Annotated in this window: 15 protein-coding genes; 4 read left to right on the forward strand and 11 right to left on the reverse strand. The window is 70.4% G+C overall.

Translation table 11 applies throughout. The features are described from left to right. Positions 1 to 31 precede the first annotated feature (31 nt). The 9 genes from pssA to ACTMTU_RS02070 all read right to left on the reverse strand — a co-directional run bounded on the left by pssA (position 32) and on the right by ACTMTU_RS02070 (position 10,978). Positions 32 to 886 carry a CDP-diacylglycerol--serine O-phosphatidyltransferase gene (gene pssA / locus ACTMTU_RS02030; RefSeq protein ID WP_441261652.1) on the reverse strand — a complete coding sequence of 285 codons (855 nt, stop codon included), beginning with the start codon at positions 884 to 886 and terminating at the stop codon, positions 32 to 34. Further along, on the reverse strand, positions 873 to 1,529 hold the full coding sequence (locus ACTMTU_RS02035) for a phosphatidylserine decarboxylase (RefSeq protein WP_189464470.1): 657 nt from the start codon (positions 1,527 to 1,529) through the stop codon (positions 873 to 875). Before ACTMTU_RS02035 ends, pssA begins: the two co-directional genes overlap by 14 nt. Positions 1,530 to 1,698: 169 nt before the next feature. Next, positions 1,699 to 2,904 carry an acyl-CoA dehydrogenase family protein gene (locus ACTMTU_RS02040; protein WP_005309527.1) on the reverse strand — a complete coding sequence of 402 codons (1,206 nt, stop codon included), beginning with the start codon at positions 2,902 to 2,904 and terminating at the stop codon, positions 1,699 to 1,701. A 2-nt stretch (positions 2,905 to 2,906) separates the two neighbouring features. After that, positions 2,907 to 3,419 carry a MaoC family dehydratase gene (locus ACTMTU_RS02045; protein WP_159684572.1) on the reverse strand — a complete coding sequence of 171 codons (513 nt, stop codon included), beginning with the start codon at positions 3,417 to 3,419 and terminating at the stop codon, positions 2,907 to 2,909. 5 nt (positions 3,420 to 3,424) lie between these two features. Then, positions 3,425 to 4,399 carry an HpcH/HpaI aldolase/citrate lyase family protein gene (locus ACTMTU_RS02050; RefSeq protein WP_441261653.1) on the reverse strand — a complete coding sequence of 325 codons (975 nt, stop codon included), beginning with the start codon at positions 4,397 to 4,399 and terminating at the stop codon, positions 3,425 to 3,427. Next, positions 4,396 to 6,417 carry a protein meaA gene (locus tag ACTMTU_RS02055; RefSeq protein WP_441261654.1) on the reverse strand — a complete coding sequence of 674 codons (2,022 nt, stop codon included), beginning with the start codon at positions 6,415 to 6,417 and terminating at the stop codon, positions 4,396 to 4,398. The genes ACTMTU_RS02050 and ACTMTU_RS02055 overlap by 4 nt, the downstream gene beginning before the upstream one ends. Before the next feature lie 9 nt (positions 6,418 to 6,426). Continuing rightward, positions 6,427 to 7,764 carry a crotonyl-CoA carboxylase/reductase gene (gene ccrA, locus ACTMTU_RS02060; protein WP_441261655.1) on the reverse strand — a complete coding sequence of 446 codons (1,338 nt, stop codon included), beginning with the start codon at positions 7,762 to 7,764 and terminating at the stop codon, positions 6,427 to 6,429. A gap of 465 nt (positions 7,765 to 8,229) precedes the next feature. Further along, positions 8,230 to 9,075 carry a TetR family transcriptional regulator gene (locus ACTMTU_RS02065; protein ID WP_441261656.1) on the reverse strand — a complete coding sequence of 282 codons (846 nt, stop codon included), beginning with the start codon at positions 9,073 to 9,075 and terminating at the stop codon, positions 8,230 to 8,232. Between the two features lie 121 nt (positions 9,076 to 9,196). Beyond that, positions 9,197 to 10,978: a 3-hydroxyacyl-CoA dehydrogenase family protein gene (locus tag ACTMTU_RS02070; RefSeq protein ID WP_441261657.1), complete on the reverse strand. Its 1,782-nt coding sequence runs from the start codon at positions 10,976 to 10,978 to the stop codon at positions 9,197 to 9,199. A 339-nt stretch (positions 10,979 to 11,317) separates the two neighbouring features. Here ACTMTU_RS02070 and ACTMTU_RS02075 point away from each other — a divergent pair, with 339 nt between their 5' ends. The 3 genes from ACTMTU_RS02075 to ACTMTU_RS02085 all read left to right on the forward strand — a co-directional run bounded on the left by ACTMTU_RS02075 (position 11,318) and on the right by ACTMTU_RS02085 (position 13,384). Then, entirely contained in the window at positions 11,318 to 11,887 is a 570-nt protein-coding gene (locus ACTMTU_RS02075; protein ID WP_441261658.1) for a HEAT repeat domain-containing protein, read from the forward strand. 110 nt (positions 11,888 to 11,997) lie between these two features. Continuing rightward, positions 11,998 to 12,690, forward strand: coding sequence for a 2-phosphosulfolactate phosphatase (locus tag ACTMTU_RS02080; protein WP_441261659.1), 693 nt, complete (start codon positions 11,998 to 12,000; stop codon positions 12,688 to 12,690). A gap of 7 nt (positions 12,691 to 12,697) precedes the next feature. Then, the gene (locus ACTMTU_RS02085; RefSeq protein ID WP_441261660.1) at positions 12,698 to 13,384 is read left to right on the forward strand and encodes an HAD family hydrolase; all 687 of its coding nucleotides are present in this window, start codon (positions 12,698 to 12,700) and stop codon (positions 13,382 to 13,384) included. A 321-nt stretch (positions 13,385 to 13,705) separates the two neighbouring features. Here ACTMTU_RS02085 and ACTMTU_RS02090 read toward each other — a convergent pair whose 3' ends face one another. After that, complete coding sequence (locus tag ACTMTU_RS02090) at positions 13,706 to 15,328, reverse strand: sensor histidine kinase (protein WP_441261661.1); 1,623 nt, start codon at positions 15,326 to 15,328, stop codon at positions 13,706 to 13,708. Then, positions 15,325 to 16,233 carry a winged helix-turn-helix domain-containing protein gene (locus ACTMTU_RS02095; protein WP_441261662.1) on the reverse strand — a complete coding sequence of 303 codons (909 nt, stop codon included), beginning with the start codon at positions 16,231 to 16,233 and terminating at the stop codon, positions 15,325 to 15,327. Before ACTMTU_RS02095 ends, ACTMTU_RS02090 begins: the two co-directional genes overlap by 4 nt. Before the next feature lie 342 nt (positions 16,234 to 16,575). Here ACTMTU_RS02095 and ACTMTU_RS02100 point away from each other — a divergent pair, with 342 nt between their 5' ends. After that, the gene (locus ACTMTU_RS02100) at positions 16,576 to 17,190 is read left to right on the forward strand and encodes a carbonic anhydrase (RefSeq protein WP_441261663.1); all 615 of its coding nucleotides are present in this window, start codon (positions 16,576 to 16,578) and stop codon (positions 17,188 to 17,190) included. The last annotated feature ends 18 nt before the right edge of the window (positions 17,191 to 17,208 follow it).

Genomic DNA, 17,208 nt, shown 5'->3' on the forward strand with positions numbered 1-17,208 from the left:
GGTCCGGGCCCTCGGGCTGCGTACAGGCGCGTTACGGCAGCTGCGCCGCCCGTGCCTCGCGGCTCTCGCGCCGGTTGTCGCGGAACGTGTTCACGCGGCGTGCCGTCGCGAAGAGCGGGATGGTCGCCGCCATCACGATCTGTAGCGCGCAGCCCATCTGCAGCAGCACCTGGCCGCCCGGCGCGTCGAACGCCCACGCCGCCAGCATGCCCATGGCCGCCACGATCCAGGCGAGCACCGCCACCGCGAGGACGCCCCGCGGCTTGGGGTACTCGACCCGGCTCACCATCAGCCACGCGGTACCGACGACCGCCAGCAGTGTCGCCTCGAACGGCAGCTCGAGCAGCACGATCGAGACGACCGTGAGGGCCCCGAACGGGGACGGCATGCCCTGGAACGTGCCGTCCTTCACGGTGACGCACGAGAAGCGGGCAAGCCGCAGCACCACCGCCAACAGCACAACGATCGCGCCCACCGCCGCGACCCGCTCGTGCGCGTCACTCGCGACCATGCCGTACACGAGCACGAAGTACGCCGGCGCCAGACCGAAGCTGATCAGGTCGGAGAGGTTGTCCAGCTCCGCGCCCATCGGCGACGACCGCAGCTTGCGGGCGACGAGGCCGTCGAACAGGTCGAAGACAGCCGCGCACAGCATCAGTATCACCGCTGTGGCCGCGCTGTTGCGGGCCATGCCCGACTGGTCACCCGAGAGGTGCGGGATGAGGATGCCGGTGGTGGTGAAGTACACCGCCATGAAGCCGCACGTCGCGTTACCGAGCGTGAGGGTGTCCGCTATTGACAGCCGAAGGGACAGCGGCATTTCCTCCGCGTCGTCGTCCTCGGCGACCCAGTTCGTGGCCTGTGTGTCGGGATCAATCACGGTCAATTCGAGTCACCCCCGCGGTCGTGGTCTGACCGACCTCGACAGCGACGTCGACACCTTCCGGAAGGTAGATGTCAACGCGCGATCCGAAGCGGATCAGACCGATGCGGTCGCCCTGCTCGACCTTGGTGCCCTGCGGGATGTACGGGACGATCCGCCGCGCGACCGCGCCGGCGATCTGCACCATCTCGATGTCACCGAGCTCGGTGTCGAAGTGCCAGACAACGCGCTCGTTGTTCTCGCTCTCCTTGTTGAACGCGGGGACGAAACCGCCCGGGATGTGCTCGACCGACGTCACCGTGCCCGAGAGGGGCGCGCGGTTGACGTGGACGTTGAGCGGGCTCATGAAGATCGCGACGCGGGTACGTCCGTCCTTCCACGGCATGATGCTCTGCACCACACCGTCGGCGGGCGAGATGACCCGGCCGTGTGCGATCTCACGCTCGGGGTCGCGGAAGAACCACAGCATGCCCGCCGCGAGCGCGGTGGTGGGCACGGCGATGGCCGCGGCACGCCGGGAGCGGCGTGAGCGGGCCAGGCTGAGTGCAGCGGTGGCGACGGTCGGCAGAAGCCACGGCGATGCTCCGCGAGCGATACGTACGCCAAGGAGGCTGTCGCGAGGTGCAGAGGTTTGGCTGTGGGGCATGGATGACCTTCGTAGCGGATGATGCCGCGCTGGCAACGGGGGACGGCGGCTTTCCCGCGATCGTATCGGTTACGACCCGCAACTGGGAAAGGCAGAAGCCGAGTCGGCGGCCGGAAGATGATGACAGGGTGTGATCATCTTCCGGCCGTAACCGACTCAAAAGCGACAATCAACCCTGGAATCGGTACTCCTCGAGCAGCCGACGACCAATGATCATTTTCTGGATCTCGGCGGTACCTTCGCCGATCAGCAGCATCGGGGCCTCGCGGTAGAGGCGCTCGATCTCGTACTCCTTGGAGAAGCCGTAGCCGCCGTGGATACGGAAGGCGTCCTCGACGACTTCCTTGCAGTACTCGGAGGCGAGGTACTTCGCCATCCCTGCTTCCAGGTCGTTTCGTTCCCCGGAGTCCTTTTTGCGAGCTGCGTTGACCATCATCGCATGCGCGGCCTCGACCTTGGTAGCCATCTCGGCCAGCTTGAACTGGATGGCCTGGTGCTGGGCGATCTGCTTGCCGAAGGTGTGGCGCTGCTGGGCGTAGGAGACGCCCAGCTCAAAGGCACGCTGCGCGACACCGCAGCCACGCGCGGCCACGTTCACGCGTCCGACCTCGACGCCGTCCATCATTTGGTAAAACCCTCGGCCGGTGGTGCCGCCGAGTACCCGATTGGCCGGAATGCGTAGTCCGTCCATGATGAGTTCGGTCGTGTCGACGCCCTTGTAACCCATCTTGTCGATCTTCCCGGGGATGGTGAGGCCGGGGCGGACCTCTCCGAAGCCGGGCTCCTTCTCGACGAGGAAGGTCGTCATCGACTTGTGCGGGGCGGTCCCCTCGGGGTGTCCTTCGTCACTCCGGCACAGGACGGCGACCAGAGTGGACGTGCCGCCGTTCGTCAGCCACATCTTCTGGCCGTTGAGGACGTACTCGTCGCCGTCCTTGACGCCCTTGGACGTGATGGCCGACACGTCGGAGCCGAGGCCGGGCTCGGACATCGAGAACGCGCCCCGCACCTCGCCCAGCGCCATGCGCGGCAGGAAGGTGTCCTTCTGTTCCTGCGTGCCGTGCTGCTTGAGCATGTACGCCACGATGAAGTGGGTGTTGATGATGCCGGACACGGACATCCAGCCACGGGCGATCTCCTCCACGCACAGCGCGTACGTGAGAAGGGACTCGCCCAGGCCACCGTACTCCTCCGGGATCATCAGGCCGAACAGGCCGAGTTCCTTCAGGCCCTCGACGATCTGCGTCGGGTACTCGTCCTTGTGCTCCAGCCCGGTCGCGACAGGAATGATCTCCTTGTCGACAAAGTCCCGCACGGTGGCGAGGATCTCCTGCTGAACATCGGTCAGACCGTGGGTCTGGGCGAGTCGCGCCATGACTACTTCTCCTGTGACTTCAGCTCGGGCCGGCCGGGCTGCTCGCCGCCGCGCTCCTTGATGTACGTCTCCGTCGGGACCATCACCTTGCGCCGGAAGACGCAGACGAGGGTGCCGTCCTGCTTGTAGCCCTTGGTCTCCACGTAGACGATCCCGCGGTCGTTCTTCGACCTGGAGGGCGTCTTGTCGAGGACGGTGGTCTCGCCGTAGATCGTGTCGCCGTGGAAGGTCGGCGCCACGTGCCGCAGCGACTCGATCTCCAGGTTGGCGATGGCCTTGCCGGAGACGTCCGGCACGGACATGCCGAGGAGCAGCGAGTAGATGTAGTTGCCCACCACGACGTTCTTGCCGAAGTCCGTCGTGTTCTCCGCATAGTTGACGTCCATGTGGAGGGGGTGGTGGTTCATCGTCAGGAGGCAGAAGAGGTGGTCGTCGTACTCGGTGACCGTCTTCCCGGGCCAGTGCTTGTAGACCGCCCCGACCTCGAACTCCTCATAGGTGCGTCCGAACTGCATGGTCGTCAGCCCTCCGGGATCTCGAACTTGCTGGTGCGCTGCATGCCCGCCGCGCGCCCCTTGCCGGAGACGACGAGCGCCATCTTGCGGCTGGCCTCGTCGATCATCTCGTCGCCGAGCATCGCCGAGCCCTTCTTGCCGCCGGCCTCCGACGTGTAGTAGTCGTACGCGTCGAGGATCAGCTCCGCGTGGTCGTAGTCCTCCTGCGACGGCGAGAAGATCTCGTTGGACGCCTCGACCTGACCCGGGTGGAGCACCCACTTGCCGTCGAAGCCGAGCGCGGCGGCGCGCTGCGCGACCGCGCGGTAGCCGTCGATGTTGCGGATCTGCAGGTAGGGGCCGTCGATCGCCTGGAGGTTGTTGGCGCGGGCCGCCATCAGGATCTTCATCAGGATGTAGTGGTACGCGTCGGCGTCGTAACCGGGGGGCTGCTCGCCGACCACCAGGGACTTCATGTTGATGGAGGCCATGAAGTCGGCCGGACCGAAGATGATCGTCTCGACGCGCGGCGACGCCTGGGCGATTGCGTTGACGTTGTTGAGGCCCTGCGCGTTCTCGATCTGCGCCTCGATGCCGATCTTGCCGACCTCGAAGCCCATCGTCTTCTCGATCTGGGTGAGCAGCAGGTCCAGCGCCACGATCTGCTGGGCGTCCTGCACCTTCGGCAGCATGATGCAGTCGAGGTTCTGGCCGGCGCCCTCGACGACCGTGACGACGTCACGGTAGGTCCAGTGCGTGGTCCAGTCGTTGACCCGCACGACCCGCGTCTTGCCGGTCCAGTCGCCCTCGTTGAGGAACTTCACGATGGTGTGGCGCGCGTCCGGCTTGGCGAGCGGCGCGCAGGCGTCCTCCAGGTCCAGGAAGACCTGGTCGGCGGGCAGACCCTGGGCCTTCTCCAGGAACCGCGGGTTCGAGCCGGGCACCGCCAGGCAGGAACGGCGCGGACGAAGACGGTTGACCGGGTGCACAGGGGTGCTCATGCGGGGACCTCCAGAGGGTCGAGCTTGTTCGCTTTACGGATCTCGTCGACGATACGGCCGATGATCTCCGTGATACCGAAGTCCTTCGGGGTGAAGACGGCGGCCACGCCCGCCTGCTTCAGTGCGGCGCCGTCGGCGTTCGGGATGATCCCGCCGACGATCACCGGAATGTCCGCGGCGCCCGCCTCGCGCAGCCGTGCGAGCACGTCCGGCACCAGCTCGGCGTGCGAGCCGGACAGGATGGAGAGGCCGACGCAGTGCACGTCCTCCGCGAGGGCGGCGGAGACGATCTGCTCGGGCGTGAGCCGGATGCCCTGGTAGACCACCTCGAACCCGGCGTCGCGGGCCCGTACGGCGATCTGCTCGGCGCCGTTGGAGTGCCCGTCCAGACCGGGCTTGCCGACCAGCAGCCGCAGCCGGCCCGAGCCCAGCTCGTCCGCGGTACGCGCCACCTTCTCGCGCACGGCGGCGAGCGGGGTGCCCGCCTCCGCGGTGACGGCCACCGGGGCGCTGCTGACGCCCGTCGGCGCACGGAACTCGCCGAAGACGTCACGCAGCGCCCAGGCCCACTCGCCGGTGGTGACGCCCGCACGCGCACACTCGACGGTGGCCGCCATCAGGTTCTCGGTGCCCGCCGCGGCCTTCTTCAGCGCCGCGAGGGCCTCGGCCGCACGGGACTCGTCGCGGTCCGCGCGCCACTCGTGGAGCTTGGCCACGACCCGGGCCTCGTTCGCCGGGTCGATGGTCAGGATCGCGGATTCGCCGGATTCGACGCCCGCGGTGAGCGGGTTCTCCTCGGTGGTCTCGTAGATGTTGACGCCGACGATCTTCTCGTCGCCCGCCTCGATCCGTGCCCGCCGCTCGGCGTGCGAGGAGACCAGTTGCGACTTGAGGTAGCCGGACTCGACGGCCGCCATGGCGCCGCCCATCTCCTGGATCCGGTCGATCTCCTCGAGACACTCGGCGACCAGCGACTCGACCTTGGCCTCGATGACGTGCGAGCCGTCGAAGATGTCCTCGTACTCCAGCAGGTCCGACTCGTGCGCCAGCACCTGCTGGATGCGCAGCGACCACTGCTGGTCCCAGGGCCGGGGCAGACCCAGCGCCTCGTTCCACGCGGGCAGCTGCACGGCCCGCGCCCGGGCGTCCTTGGAGAGCGTCACGGCCAGCATCTCGAGCACGATGCGCTGGACGTTGTTCTCCGGCTGCGCCTCGGTCAGTCCGAGGGAATTGACCTGGACGCCGTAGCGGAAGCGGCGCTGCTTCTCGTTCTCGATGCCGTAGCGCTCACGGGTGACCTTGTCCCAGATGCGCCCGAACGCGCGCATCTTGCACATCTCCTCGATGAAGCGGACGCCCGCGTTCACGAAGAACGAGATACGGGCGACCACGTCACCGAACTTGTCCGCCGGCACCTGGCCGGAGTCGCGCACCGCGTCGAGCACGGCGATCGCTGTGGACATCGCGTACGCGATCTCCTGCACCGGCGTGGCCCCGGCCTCCTGCAGGTGGTAGCTGCAGATGTTGATGGGGTTCCACTTGGGGATGTTGGCCACCGTGTACGTGATCATGTCGGTGGTCAGGCGCAGCGAAGGACCGGGCGGGAAGACGTGCGTCCCGCGCGACAGGTACTCCTTGACGATGTCGTTCTGCGTCGTGCCCTGGAGCCTGGTGATGTCCGCACCCTGCTCCTCGGCGACCACCTGGTACAGCGCCAGCAGCCACATGGCGGTGGCGTTGATGGTCATCGAGGTGTTCATCTGCTCCAGGGGGATGTCCTGGAACAGCCGGCGCATGTCGCCCAGATGGGAGACCGGCACCCCGACCCGGCCGACCTCGCCGCGGGCGAGGATGTGGTCGGGGTCGTAACCGGTCTGGGTCGGCAGGTCGAAGGCCACCGACAGACCTGTCTGTCCCTTGGCGAGGTTGCGCCGGTACAGCTCGTTGGACGCTTCCGCGGTCGAGTGACCGGCGTACGTCCGCATGAGCCAGGGCCGGTCCTTCTGGCGCTCTGTCATCTGCAGACCTCAGACATTCCTGAAGCGGTTGATGGCGTCGAGGTGCTTCTCGCGCATCTCCGGGTCGCGGACACCGAGACCCTCCTGCGGGGCGAGGGCGAGGACGCCGACCTTGCCCTGGTGGAGGTTGCGGTGCACGTCGTACGCGGCCTGGCCGGTGTCCTCGAGGGAGTAGACCTTCGAGAGCGTCGGGTGGATCTTGCCCTTGGCGATGAGGCGGTTGGCCTCCCACGCCTCGCGGTAGTTGGCGAAGTGCGAGCCGATGATCCGCTTCAGCGACATCCACAGGTAGCGGTTGTCGTACTCGTGCATGTAGCCCGAGGTCGAGGCGCAGGTGGTGATGGTGCCGCCCTTGCGGGTGACGTAGACGCTCGCGCCGAAGGTCTCGCGGCCGGGGTGCTCGAAGACGATGTCGATGTCCTCGCCGCCGGTGAGTTCGCGGATGCGCTTGCCGAAGCGCTTCCACTCCTTCGGGTCCTGGGTCTGCTCGTCCTTCCAGAACTTGTAGCCCTCGGCGTTGCGGTCGATGATCGCCTCGGCGCCCATCTTCCGGCAGATGTCCGCCTTCTGGTCGCTGGAGACGACACAGATCGGGTTGGCGCCGCCGGCCAGGGCGAACTGGGTGGCGTAGGAGCCGAGTCCGCCGCTGGCGCCCCAGATGAGGACGTTGTCGCCCTGCTTCATGCCGGCGCCGTTGCGGGAGACGAGCTGACGGTACGCGGTGGAGTTGACCAGGCCCGGGGAGGCGGCCTCCTCCCAGCTGAGGTGCTTGGGCTTGGGCATCAGCTGGTTGGACTTGACGAGCGCGATCTCGGCCAGGCCGCCGAAGTTGGTCTCGAAGCCCCAGATGCGCTGCTCGGGGTCGAGCATCGTGTCGTTGTGGCCGTCGGAGGACTCCAGCTCGACGGAGAGGCAGTGCGCGACGACCTCGTCCCCGGGGTTCCAGGCGTTCACGCCGGGGCCGGTGCGCAGGACGACGCCAGCGAGGTCGGAGCCAATGACGTGGTACGGCAGGTCGTGGCGCTTGGTGAGCTCGGACAGGCGTCCGTAGCGCTCGAGGAACCCGAAGGTCGAGAGCGGCTCGAAGATCGAGGTCCACACGGAGTTGTAGTTGACCGAGGAGGCCATGACCGCAACCAGGGCCTCGCCGGGGCCGAGCTCCGGCACCGGCACGTCCTCGACGTGGAGGGACTTGCGGGGGTCCTTCTCCCGCGTGGTGAGGCCCTCGAACATGTCGACCTCGTCCTTGTGCACGGTGACCGCGCGGTAGGACTCGGGGATGGTCAGAGCGGCGAAGTCGGCGGACGTGGACTCCGTCGACTGGATCGCGTCCAGGATTTCCTTCACGGTGTTGCCTCCGGCGAAGAGCGTCTGAGGGGGACGCTGAGGGGTACGTCGGGGTGGTGCTGCTGTTGTGGAGGTGTGCCGTCGGTTCGGCGGGTGGTGCTCGATGGCGGCGCTGGTGGGCGCCTGAAGGTGCCTGTGACGCAGGCGTCCGGGCGCGCAGCGCGATGGTTGCGGGGACAGCCGGCGTACGAATGGTCTCTGCACGCCGGCCGCCCGGACAACATCAACGTATGGCACCCCGTGCCAGGTGACAAGACACTGCGTGCCAAGAATTTCTCTCAGATGCAATCCGCCGGACACATATGAGCGATGATCGATCGAATGGGGCCCTGAGCAGCGCGAACGGCCGCCCCTGGGCGGGGCGGCCGTGACGGTGGGTGCGTATGTGTGCTGCTGGAGTTAGCGGTGGTGATGTGACTCTCGCGGCGGCGGGTACCGCCGGACGGGTGAATTTGGTGCGGTTGGTCAGCCGCTCTTGAGCGCCTGCTCGATCGTTCGCATGACCTCGCTCAGCGGCGCGTCCGTACGCGCCACGGCCACCAGCACCTCGCCCTGTGTGCGGGCCGTCGCCGCGGGTTCCTCGGCCGCCGCGGCGGCCTCGCCCATGACCGTGCCGCTCTTGCGGCCGGCCCCTATGCCCGAGCCGAAGGTGTCACGGACGATCGCGAACGCGTGGTCGAGCTGGGCCTCCACGTCGCCCTGGCCGCCGGCCCGCAGCCAGCGACGCAGCACGTGGTTGTGCGCGGTGACGACCGCGGAGGCGGCCACCTCGGCCAGCAGCGGGTCGTCATTGCCGTCGTGGTGGTCGCGCTCGTCGAAATGGCCCAGCAGATAGCGCGTGAACAGGCGCTCGTAGCGGGCCACCGACGCGATCTCGCGCTCCCGCAGCGTCGGCACCTCACGCGTCAGGCGGTAGCGCTCCACGGAGACCGCGGGAGAGGCCGCGTACATCCGCATGACCTCTTTGATGCCGCGGCAGACCGTGTCCAGCGGGTGCTCGTGGGGCGGCGCGGCGTTCAGCACCGCCTCCGCCCGCACCAGCGTGTCGTCGTGGTCCGGGAAGATCGCCTCTTCCTTGGAGCGGAAGTGGCGGAAGAAGGTCCGCCGTGCCACGCCCGCCGTGGCGGCGATCTCGTCGACGGTCGTCGCCTCGTAGCCCTTGGTCGCGAACAACTCCATGGCCGCCGCCGCCAGTTCACGGCGCATCTTCAGACGTTGCGCGGCGGCGCGGGAGCCTGCGGCGCTCTCCGGGGCGTCGGCCTGGGCACCGGCGCGGCCGGTGCGGCGGGAGGTATCAGCGGGCTGGGGCATGATCTGAACGTACTGCATTCGAGCAGCTGAATGCGCCCACGGAGCGGTGCCGGCGTCGGACGGGGCCGGAGCCGGGGACGGGCCGCCCGGACCGAGCAGCCCGCCCCAGCCGGCGTCGGACTCAGCGCCGGGCATATTCGCGGAAGCCGCGTCCCGTCTTGCGGCCGAGGCAGCCCGCCGCCACCAGGTGCTCCAGCAGCGGCGCCGGGGCGAGACCCGGGTCGCGGAACTCGCTGTGCAGCACCTTCTCGATGGCCAGCGAGACATCGAGCCCGACCACGTCGAGCAGCTCGAACGGGCCCATCGGGTAGCCGCCGCCGAGCTTCATCGCGGCGTCGATGTCGTCGAGGCTGGCGTAGTGCTCCTCGACCATCTTGATCGCGTTGTTGAGGTACGGGAAGAGCAGCGCGTTCACGATGAAGCCGGCGCGGTCGCCGCAGTCCACCGGGTGCTTCTTGATCTTCGCGGTGACCTCACGGACCGTGGCGTGAACGTCGTCGGCGGTGAGGACCGTGCGGACCACCTCGACCAGCTTCATCGCCGGCGCCGGGTTGAAGAAGTGCATCCCGATGACGTCCTCGGGGCGCGAGGTGGCGCGGGCACAGGCGACGACCGGCAGCGACGAGGTCGTCGTGGCGAGCACCGCGCCCGGCTTGCAGATCTTGTCCAGGGTGGCGAACAGCTGCTGCTTGATCTCCAGGTCCTCGGCCACCGCCTCCAGCGCCAGATCGACGTCGGAGAAGGCGTCCAGCGAACCGGCGGGCGCGATCCGGGCGAGGGTGGCCTCACGGGCCTCCTCCGTCATCCGGCCCTTGGAGACCGAGCGGGCCAGCGACTTGCCGATCCGGGCCTTGGCCACCTCCGCCTTCTCCAGGCTGCGGGCGGCGAGGACCACGTCGTAACCGGCCTTGGCGAAGACCTCGGCGATGCCGCTCGCCATGGTGCCCGAGCCGGCCACACCCACCGAGCGGACCTCACGGCCGGCGGCCGCCTCCGCCGACGGCCTGGGGGTCAGCGCGTCGTCGACCACCTCCGCGGTGTCCGGCGCGGCGTACGTGTAGAAGCCGCGGCCGGCCTTGCGGCCGGTCAGGCCCGCCTCGCTGAGCTGCTTCAGGACGGGCGCCGGGGCGTGCAGCCGGTCGTGCGACTCCGCGTACATGGCGTCGAGGACGGTACGGGCGGTGTCGATGCCGATCAGGTCGAGCAGCGCGAGCGGTCCCATCGGCAGACCGCAGCCCAGCTTCATCGCGGCGTCGATGTCCTCACGGGAGGCGTACCGCGACTCGTACATCGCCGCCGCCTGGTTGAGGTAGCCGAACAGCAGGCCGTCGGCCACGAACCCGGGCCGGTCGCCGACCGCGACCGGCTCCTTGCCGAGCTCCCTGGCGAGCGCGGTGACGGCCTCCACGGCCGCAGGCGCGGTGAGCACACAGGAGACCACCTCGACCAGCTTCATCGCCGGCGCCGGGTTGAAGAAGTGCAGGCCGAGCACGCGCTCGGGGTGCTCGGAATCGGCGGCGAGCCGGGTCACGGAGAGGGCGTTGGTGCCGGTGGCGATGATCGCCTGCGGCCGGACGATGCCGTCCAGCTCCCGCAGGACCTGGAGCTTGGCCTCGTACGACTCGGGCACCACCTCGATGACGAGGTCGGCCTCCGCCGCGGCCTGAAGGTCCGAGAAGGTGCGGAAGCGGGCGAGGGTGTTGCGGCGCTCCTCGGCGGTGATCCGCTCGCGCTCCACGGCGCGGGCGGTCGAGGCCTCGAGCGCGAGGACGGCACGGCGTGCCGCGGCGTCGCTGACGTCGATGCCGATGACCTCACGGCCGGCGCGGGCGAGGACCTCGGCGATGCCGGTGCCCATGGTGCCGAGGCCGACGACGGCAATGGTGTGGAGAGGGGTGTCCATCACGGGACTCCAGGGATGAGTGACGACTGAATGAGGAGCGCGCGCGGGCGGAACGGAAGAACGCCGAAAAGCGCCGAATGCGCACAGGCCGTACACCGAGGGGCGTGCGGCGCGCGGGAAACGCGTGTCGTGGTGCTGGGCCGACGGGCCTGTCCCGGGCCACGTCGTACTGCGGGCTTCGAAAAGCCGAACCGACAACCTCTCGGCGGCTGCGTCACCAGGCCGCCGAAAGCGCGGGGTTTACCCGCTCACCTGAGGTTAACTCGCGGGTAACGAGCGCGCCAGCCCCGGGGTGATGTGATCTGGATCGCGCCTTCACCTCCTCGATACCCTGCTCCCATGGACGAGGAGTTACGGTCGCTCGCAAGCCGGCTACGGGACGAGGCGGGCGGCGGTCCGGTGTACGAGCGCCTGCTGGCCACCACCGACCGTGACGAACTCGCCGCGGTCCTCACCCAAGGCGAACACGCCCTGTGGGCCCGCGAACTCGCCGCCTTCCGCCTCGGGTGCGCCGGCGACCGCCGGGCCTTCGAGTCCTTGGTCCTGCTCCTCAACCACCGCGACCCCGAGCGCTGCGTCTCCGCGGCCCACGCGCTGTTCCTGCTGGGTGACCCCAGAACCTCCCGCGCGGCGGCGGCACTCGCCACCAACGAACTCCGCGTCGCCTACGCCCTGTCACCGGTCCGCCTGCTCACCAGGCTGCGCGCCCCCGAGTCCGCGCCGGCGCTGATGACGGTCCTGTGCCGCAGACTGACGGCCGGGGATCCCCACTGGCGCGTGGCCCTGGCCTGCGTGGAGGGCCTCGGGGCGCTCGGCGACAAACGCGCGGCGGAGGTCGTCCGCGCGGCCCTGCCCCACCCCCGCCTGACGGCCGCCGCGGCGGCGGCACTGGCCAGGCTGGAGGTGTGAGGGGAGGGCGTCGCCTGCCCGGAGAGACAGCCGCCCCAGCAGATCCCGAGTCGCCGAGCGATCGTCAAAGTGCCTTGTGACCCGCTTTGTTGGGCTGCAACCATCCAGCCATGGACTCGCGAGTAGTCGGAATACCCGAGGTGGACGGCACCGAGCAGGTGGCCGTGGTGATCGATGTGATGCGGGCCTTCACCACCGCCGCATGGGCCTTCCACTGTGGGGCAGCCAAGATCGTTCTCGCTGCCGACGAGGACGAGGCACTGGCGGTCAAGGCGAGTCACCCGGGCTGGCTCGCGCTCAAGGACGGCGCGCCGGCCAGCGGATTCGACCTGGTCAACTCCCCTCGCCTGATCCAGGAGGCCGACCTGGCCGGTCGCACCGTGATTCAGAAGACCACCGCGGGAACGGTCGGGGCCCTGGCGGTCGTCGAGGCGAGACTGGCGCTGTGCGCCGGCTTCGTCGTGGCCGGCGCGACGGCCCGGGCCCTGGCGGATGCCGGCGCCGAGTCGGTGACGTTCGTCGCCACCGGCGAGGACGGCCGTGCCGCCGAGGATCTGGCCTGTGCCGAGTACCTGGACCGACTCCTGGCCGGGGAGCGTGTCGACCCCGGCCCCTACCTGCACCGCGCCGGCACCTCCCCGGCCGCGGACGACCTCCGCGGCGAGCGACGCGGCGGCGCTCACCCCGCCGATGTGGGGTTGTGTCTGGAGGTGGACCGGTTCGACTTCGCCATGAAGGTCGGACGTGAGGAAGGGACGGCGGTGCTGCGGCCGCTCCGGAGCGAAAAGAGTCTGCTGGCATGATCGACGGGTGATCGGCGAAACCGCGCGCCCCGGCGCCATGAAGTACGTCCTGTTCGATGTCGACGGCACGTTGATCGATGCCGTGGAAAACCAGCGCAGGGTCTGGCGAGCATGGGCGGAGCGGTACGAGCTGGACGCCGACGAGGTCTACCGGGTGGCGTTGCGGACGCGGCCGTCGGAGACCTTCGCGCAGGTCGCTCCTGGCGAGGACCCTCAAGAGTGCCTGGCCGCACTGCACGCGTTGGAGGACGAGGACGTCCGTTCCGGCACCTACGCGGCCTTCGACGGGGCCTTGGAACTGCTGACCGCGCTGCGGCCCGGAAGCTGGGCCTTGGTCACCTCGAACTACGAACACCGGGTACGCGGCCGCTTCGCCCGGACCGGCCTGCCGGTCCCGGAGGTCCTCGTGGACGCGGCCGCCGTCGACGAGGGCAAGCCGTCGCCCGTGCCCTACCTGCAGGCCGCCGCGCGACTCGGCGCCGAACCGGCGGACTGTCTGGTCATCGAGGACGCCCCTTCCGGGGTGCGGTCCGGACTGAGTGCCGGAATGACGGTGTGGGGCGTCAACGCGGCCGCGGCGGTGGACGGCGTGCACCGCCACTTCGGCACCTTGCGCGAAGCGGTCGGCGACATCCTCGCGTTCACGTCCGTGCCGCACTCTCACCGGCCGGCGGGATCAGCCGCGGTGGAATGAGAAGCTCCGGAATCCGGCCCGCCCTTGCGACGGTCCGCCGGGGGTCCTTGCTTCCCTGCCGGCGTCCGGACGCCCGCGGGTGGCCGTGGCCGCGTATGGCATGGGCCCGCCCGAGAACTGCCCACTGCCGTGCGGGGCAGAGACGGAGAGTCCGACCGGGAGCGACGACGGGCAGGCCGACCGTGGATGCGGTCGGCGGAGCGACGGGGGGAGAACGGGTTCGACGGCGACCCGCGCACGGCGCCTTCTCGTCGCCCGCGTCCGGCGGGCTCAGGTCCGTGGCGGCGGCCCGGCCTCGCTCGGTGCCCGCGCCCGGCGGGCTCAGGTCCGTGGCGGCGGCCCGGCCTCGCTCGGTGCCCGCGCCCGCGTCCGGCGCTGCGGGAGGTCGTCAGGGTCAGGGGGCGCCCCGCGGTGGAGGCGGGCGCCGCCGGGGCGGGGGCGCAGGCGGGCGCGGGCCGCGTCCGCCATGCGGCGCGGCTTCCAGGGCGCGCGCGGGCCGTCCACCGGACGAGGCGGCGGCGCGGACGGCCGGGGCGGCACAGAGGGCAGGCGGACCACCGCGTCCACACCGCCGTGCGGGGCCTCCTCCAGCGTGGCCCGCCCGCCGCCGGCGACGGCGAGCCGCTGCACCAGGGCGAGTCCGAGGCCGCTGCCCCCGGCGGCAGCGCCCGGTGCGCGCCAGAAGCGGTCGAAGGCGCGGGCGCGTTGCTCCGGTGGCAGGCCCGGACCCTCGTCGATGACGTGCAACTCCGCCCAGGGGGAGCGTGCTTCGCGCGACGCCCGGCGAGAAGCGCGCACCGGGCGGGTCTCGAGCCGGACCTCGGTCCCCGGCCCGGACACCCGCAGGGCGTTGGAGAGCAGGTTGTCCAGGATCTGTTCCACCGCGCCCGGTACGGCGAGCGCATGGCCGACGCGCTCGCCGCCGAGGGTCAGCCGGCATCCGCGGGAGGCGAACAACGGTCCCCAGGTGGCGGCCCGTTCACGGGCGCAGCGGTCGACGTCGACCGGCACGCGGGCGGTCGCGTGCTCCTCGAGCCGGGCCATGGCGAGCAGCGTCTCGACCATCCGGGCCAGCCGTTCCGTCTCCGTCATCGCGGCGGTCAGATTGGCGCGGGAGCCGGGAGCGATCCCGGGCTCCAGATTGTCCAGTCTCAGCCGCAGCGCGGCGAGCGGTGTCTTGAGCTGGTGGGACGCCTCGCCCGCGAACGCCCGCTGCGAACGCATCACATGCTCCAGGCGCGCGGCGGTGTCGTTGAAGGTGCCGGCCAGCCGGCGGACCTCGGGCGGGCCCGTGGTCGTCGCCAGCGTCGCGCGGACGGAGAGGTCGCCGCGGGCCAGCCGGGCGGTGACGGCCTCCAGCTCCAAGATGGGGCGGCCGGTCCAGCGCGCCACGGCGAGTCCCAGCCCGGCAAAGGCCGTCAGGACGAGCAGTCCCGCGACGGCGAGCGTCAGCCAGACCCGGTGCACCCGCTGGGAGACCACCTCCGTGGGCAGTGTCAGGTGCACCGCACCGGAACGCGATGCCCCGGCGGTCACCGGGGCCGCCGCGGCCAGCACCTCCACCCGGCCGTAGCCACCGGTGCGCACGTCGGTGGCCGCCCGCCCGCCCAGTGCGGCGCGCACGTGCCTGCGGTCCAGCATGTCCCGGGCCTCGCGGTCGCTCATCGGGCGTGACGCCGCGCGGACCCTCCCGTCGCGGTCGAGGACGAACACCTCTCCGTGGATCCGCTCGGCACAGTGGATCACCCGGCGGGCGAGCGCCGCCGTCTGGTCGGAGCGCAGGGAGAGCCGCGCGTACGCGGCGAGCGCCTCGGCCTCGTCCTCCGCGGCGCGCACCACCCGCTGTCGCTCCGCGCCGCCGTAGACGATGCCCAGCGGTATCTCCAGGCTGAGCAGCACCAGCACGACGAGGGTGAGGTAGCTCAGCCGCAGCCGGCGGGTCACGGTGGCGGCACCCGATCAGGGCCCGGTGGCACGCGGTCGGGAACCGCTGGGACGCGGTCAGGGAGCGGTGGGACGCGGTCGGGCAGCGGTGGGACGCGGTCGGGGGCAGCGGCCTGGTCGGGGACGGAGACGTCGTCGGTCAGCCGGAAACCCACACCGCGCACGGTCTCGATCCAGCGGGCGTCACCGAGCTTGCGCCGGAGGGTCGCCACGTGGACGTCCAGCGTCCTGGTCGGGCCGTGGAAGTGCGGGTCCCACACCTGGTCGATGATCTGCCGGCGGGTGTAGACGGCACCGGGATCCTCCGCCAGCAGCGCCAGCAGGTCGAACTCCTTCGGCGTGAGAGCCACTTGTTCGGCACCCAGCCGGACCTGGCGGGTGCGCCGGTCGACGACGAGCCCTCCCGGCCGGGCGGCCTCCGCCGCACCGGAGGGCCGCCCGGTGCGGGCACCGGCCGCCGGGCCCGTGCCGGGTGCTCCGGCAGAAGGCTCCGGCAGGGCCGTCACCACAGCCGGGCGGGCCGGTTCCGGCGGGCCCGTGAAGCCGTGGGCGGCAACGGCCGTGCGCCGCGTGACCGCCCGGACCCGGGCGATCAGCTCACGAATGCTGAAAGGTTTCGCCAGGTAGTCGTCGGCCCCGATCTCCAGACCCACGATCCGGTCGGCCTCCCCGCCCCGCGCCGTGAGCATGATGATGGGCACGTCGGAGACCTGACGGATGCGCCGGCAGACGTCGATCCCGTCGATGTCGGGCAGGCCGAGATCCAGCAGGACGATGTCGCCGTAAGGGGCGCCGAGCGCCTCGGTGCCGGTGGCGACCCGTGCCACCGCCAGCCCGTAGCGCGCCAGACCTTCGGCCAGGGGCTCGGCGATGGTGTCGTCGTCCTCGATGAGCAACACCCGCATGGTCGTCCTCCCATCCGTCCGTTCTCGGCGACACGTCGGGGGCCCTGCCGGCACACGCGGCCGGGCCGCGTCTCAAGTGCCTTGTGTGCAGGGCGAGTTCGGCATCTGCACCGTACAACAGGGAATCGCCGGGAAGATCGTGACTCATCCCACGCCCGACGACCCGCGTTCCGGGGGCTGTTCTTCGTACACACCCCGCCGTCGCAGAGAACTGGCCGGATCATGGGCGCGCCTTGACGTGCTGCTGGCCCGGCTCTGACGACCGCGTCCCTACGGTCGTTGCCACAGTCCGCAGGTGCCGCCCCCGTGGCGAGCGCCGCTGCGAACCCCCAGGAGGCAACCATGCAGGCCCTTCTCGACCATGCCCGCTCCTTCCACCGGAATCCCGGCAGGGACGCCGACACCCTTCGCGCCCTCGCGGCCGGCCAGTCGCCCGAGGCCATGGTCATCAGCTGCTCGGACTCCCGCGTCGTTCCCGCGCTCATCACCGGCGCCGGTCCCGGCGAGGTGTTCGAACTGCGCAACGCCGGCAACATCGTGCCCCCGCCCGGCTCGGGCGTCCCCTCCGGCGAGGCCGCCACCATCGAGTACGCCCTCGAGGTGCTCGGCGTACGGGACGTGGTGGTGTGCGGCCACTCGCACTGCGGGGCGATGGACGCCCTGGCCTCGGGCAGCGACCTGTCCGGGCTCCCGGGCGTCGAGGCGTGGCTGTCGCTGGTGCGGCCCGCCCTCACCCCGTACCTCGGCACGCACCCCGGCCCGCGCCCCGGCCAGGACGCGCGGCTCGAGCGGATCGTGCAGCGCAACATCGTGCACCAGCTCGCCGTGCTCGGCTCCTACCCGGCGGCCGGCCGGCTCGTCGCCGCGGGCGAACTCCGCCTGCACGGCTGGTACTACCGCGTCGAGACCGGAGCGCTGCTGGAGCTCGGGGACGACGGGACGTTCGAGGCCCGCTGACGCCCACCCGCTCGGCCC

Origin of the sequence: Streptomyces sp. OZ13, from assembly GCF_052068155.1 — a bacterium.
Lineage (GTDB): Bacteria > Actinomycetota > Actinomycetes > Streptomycetales > Streptomycetaceae > Streptomyces.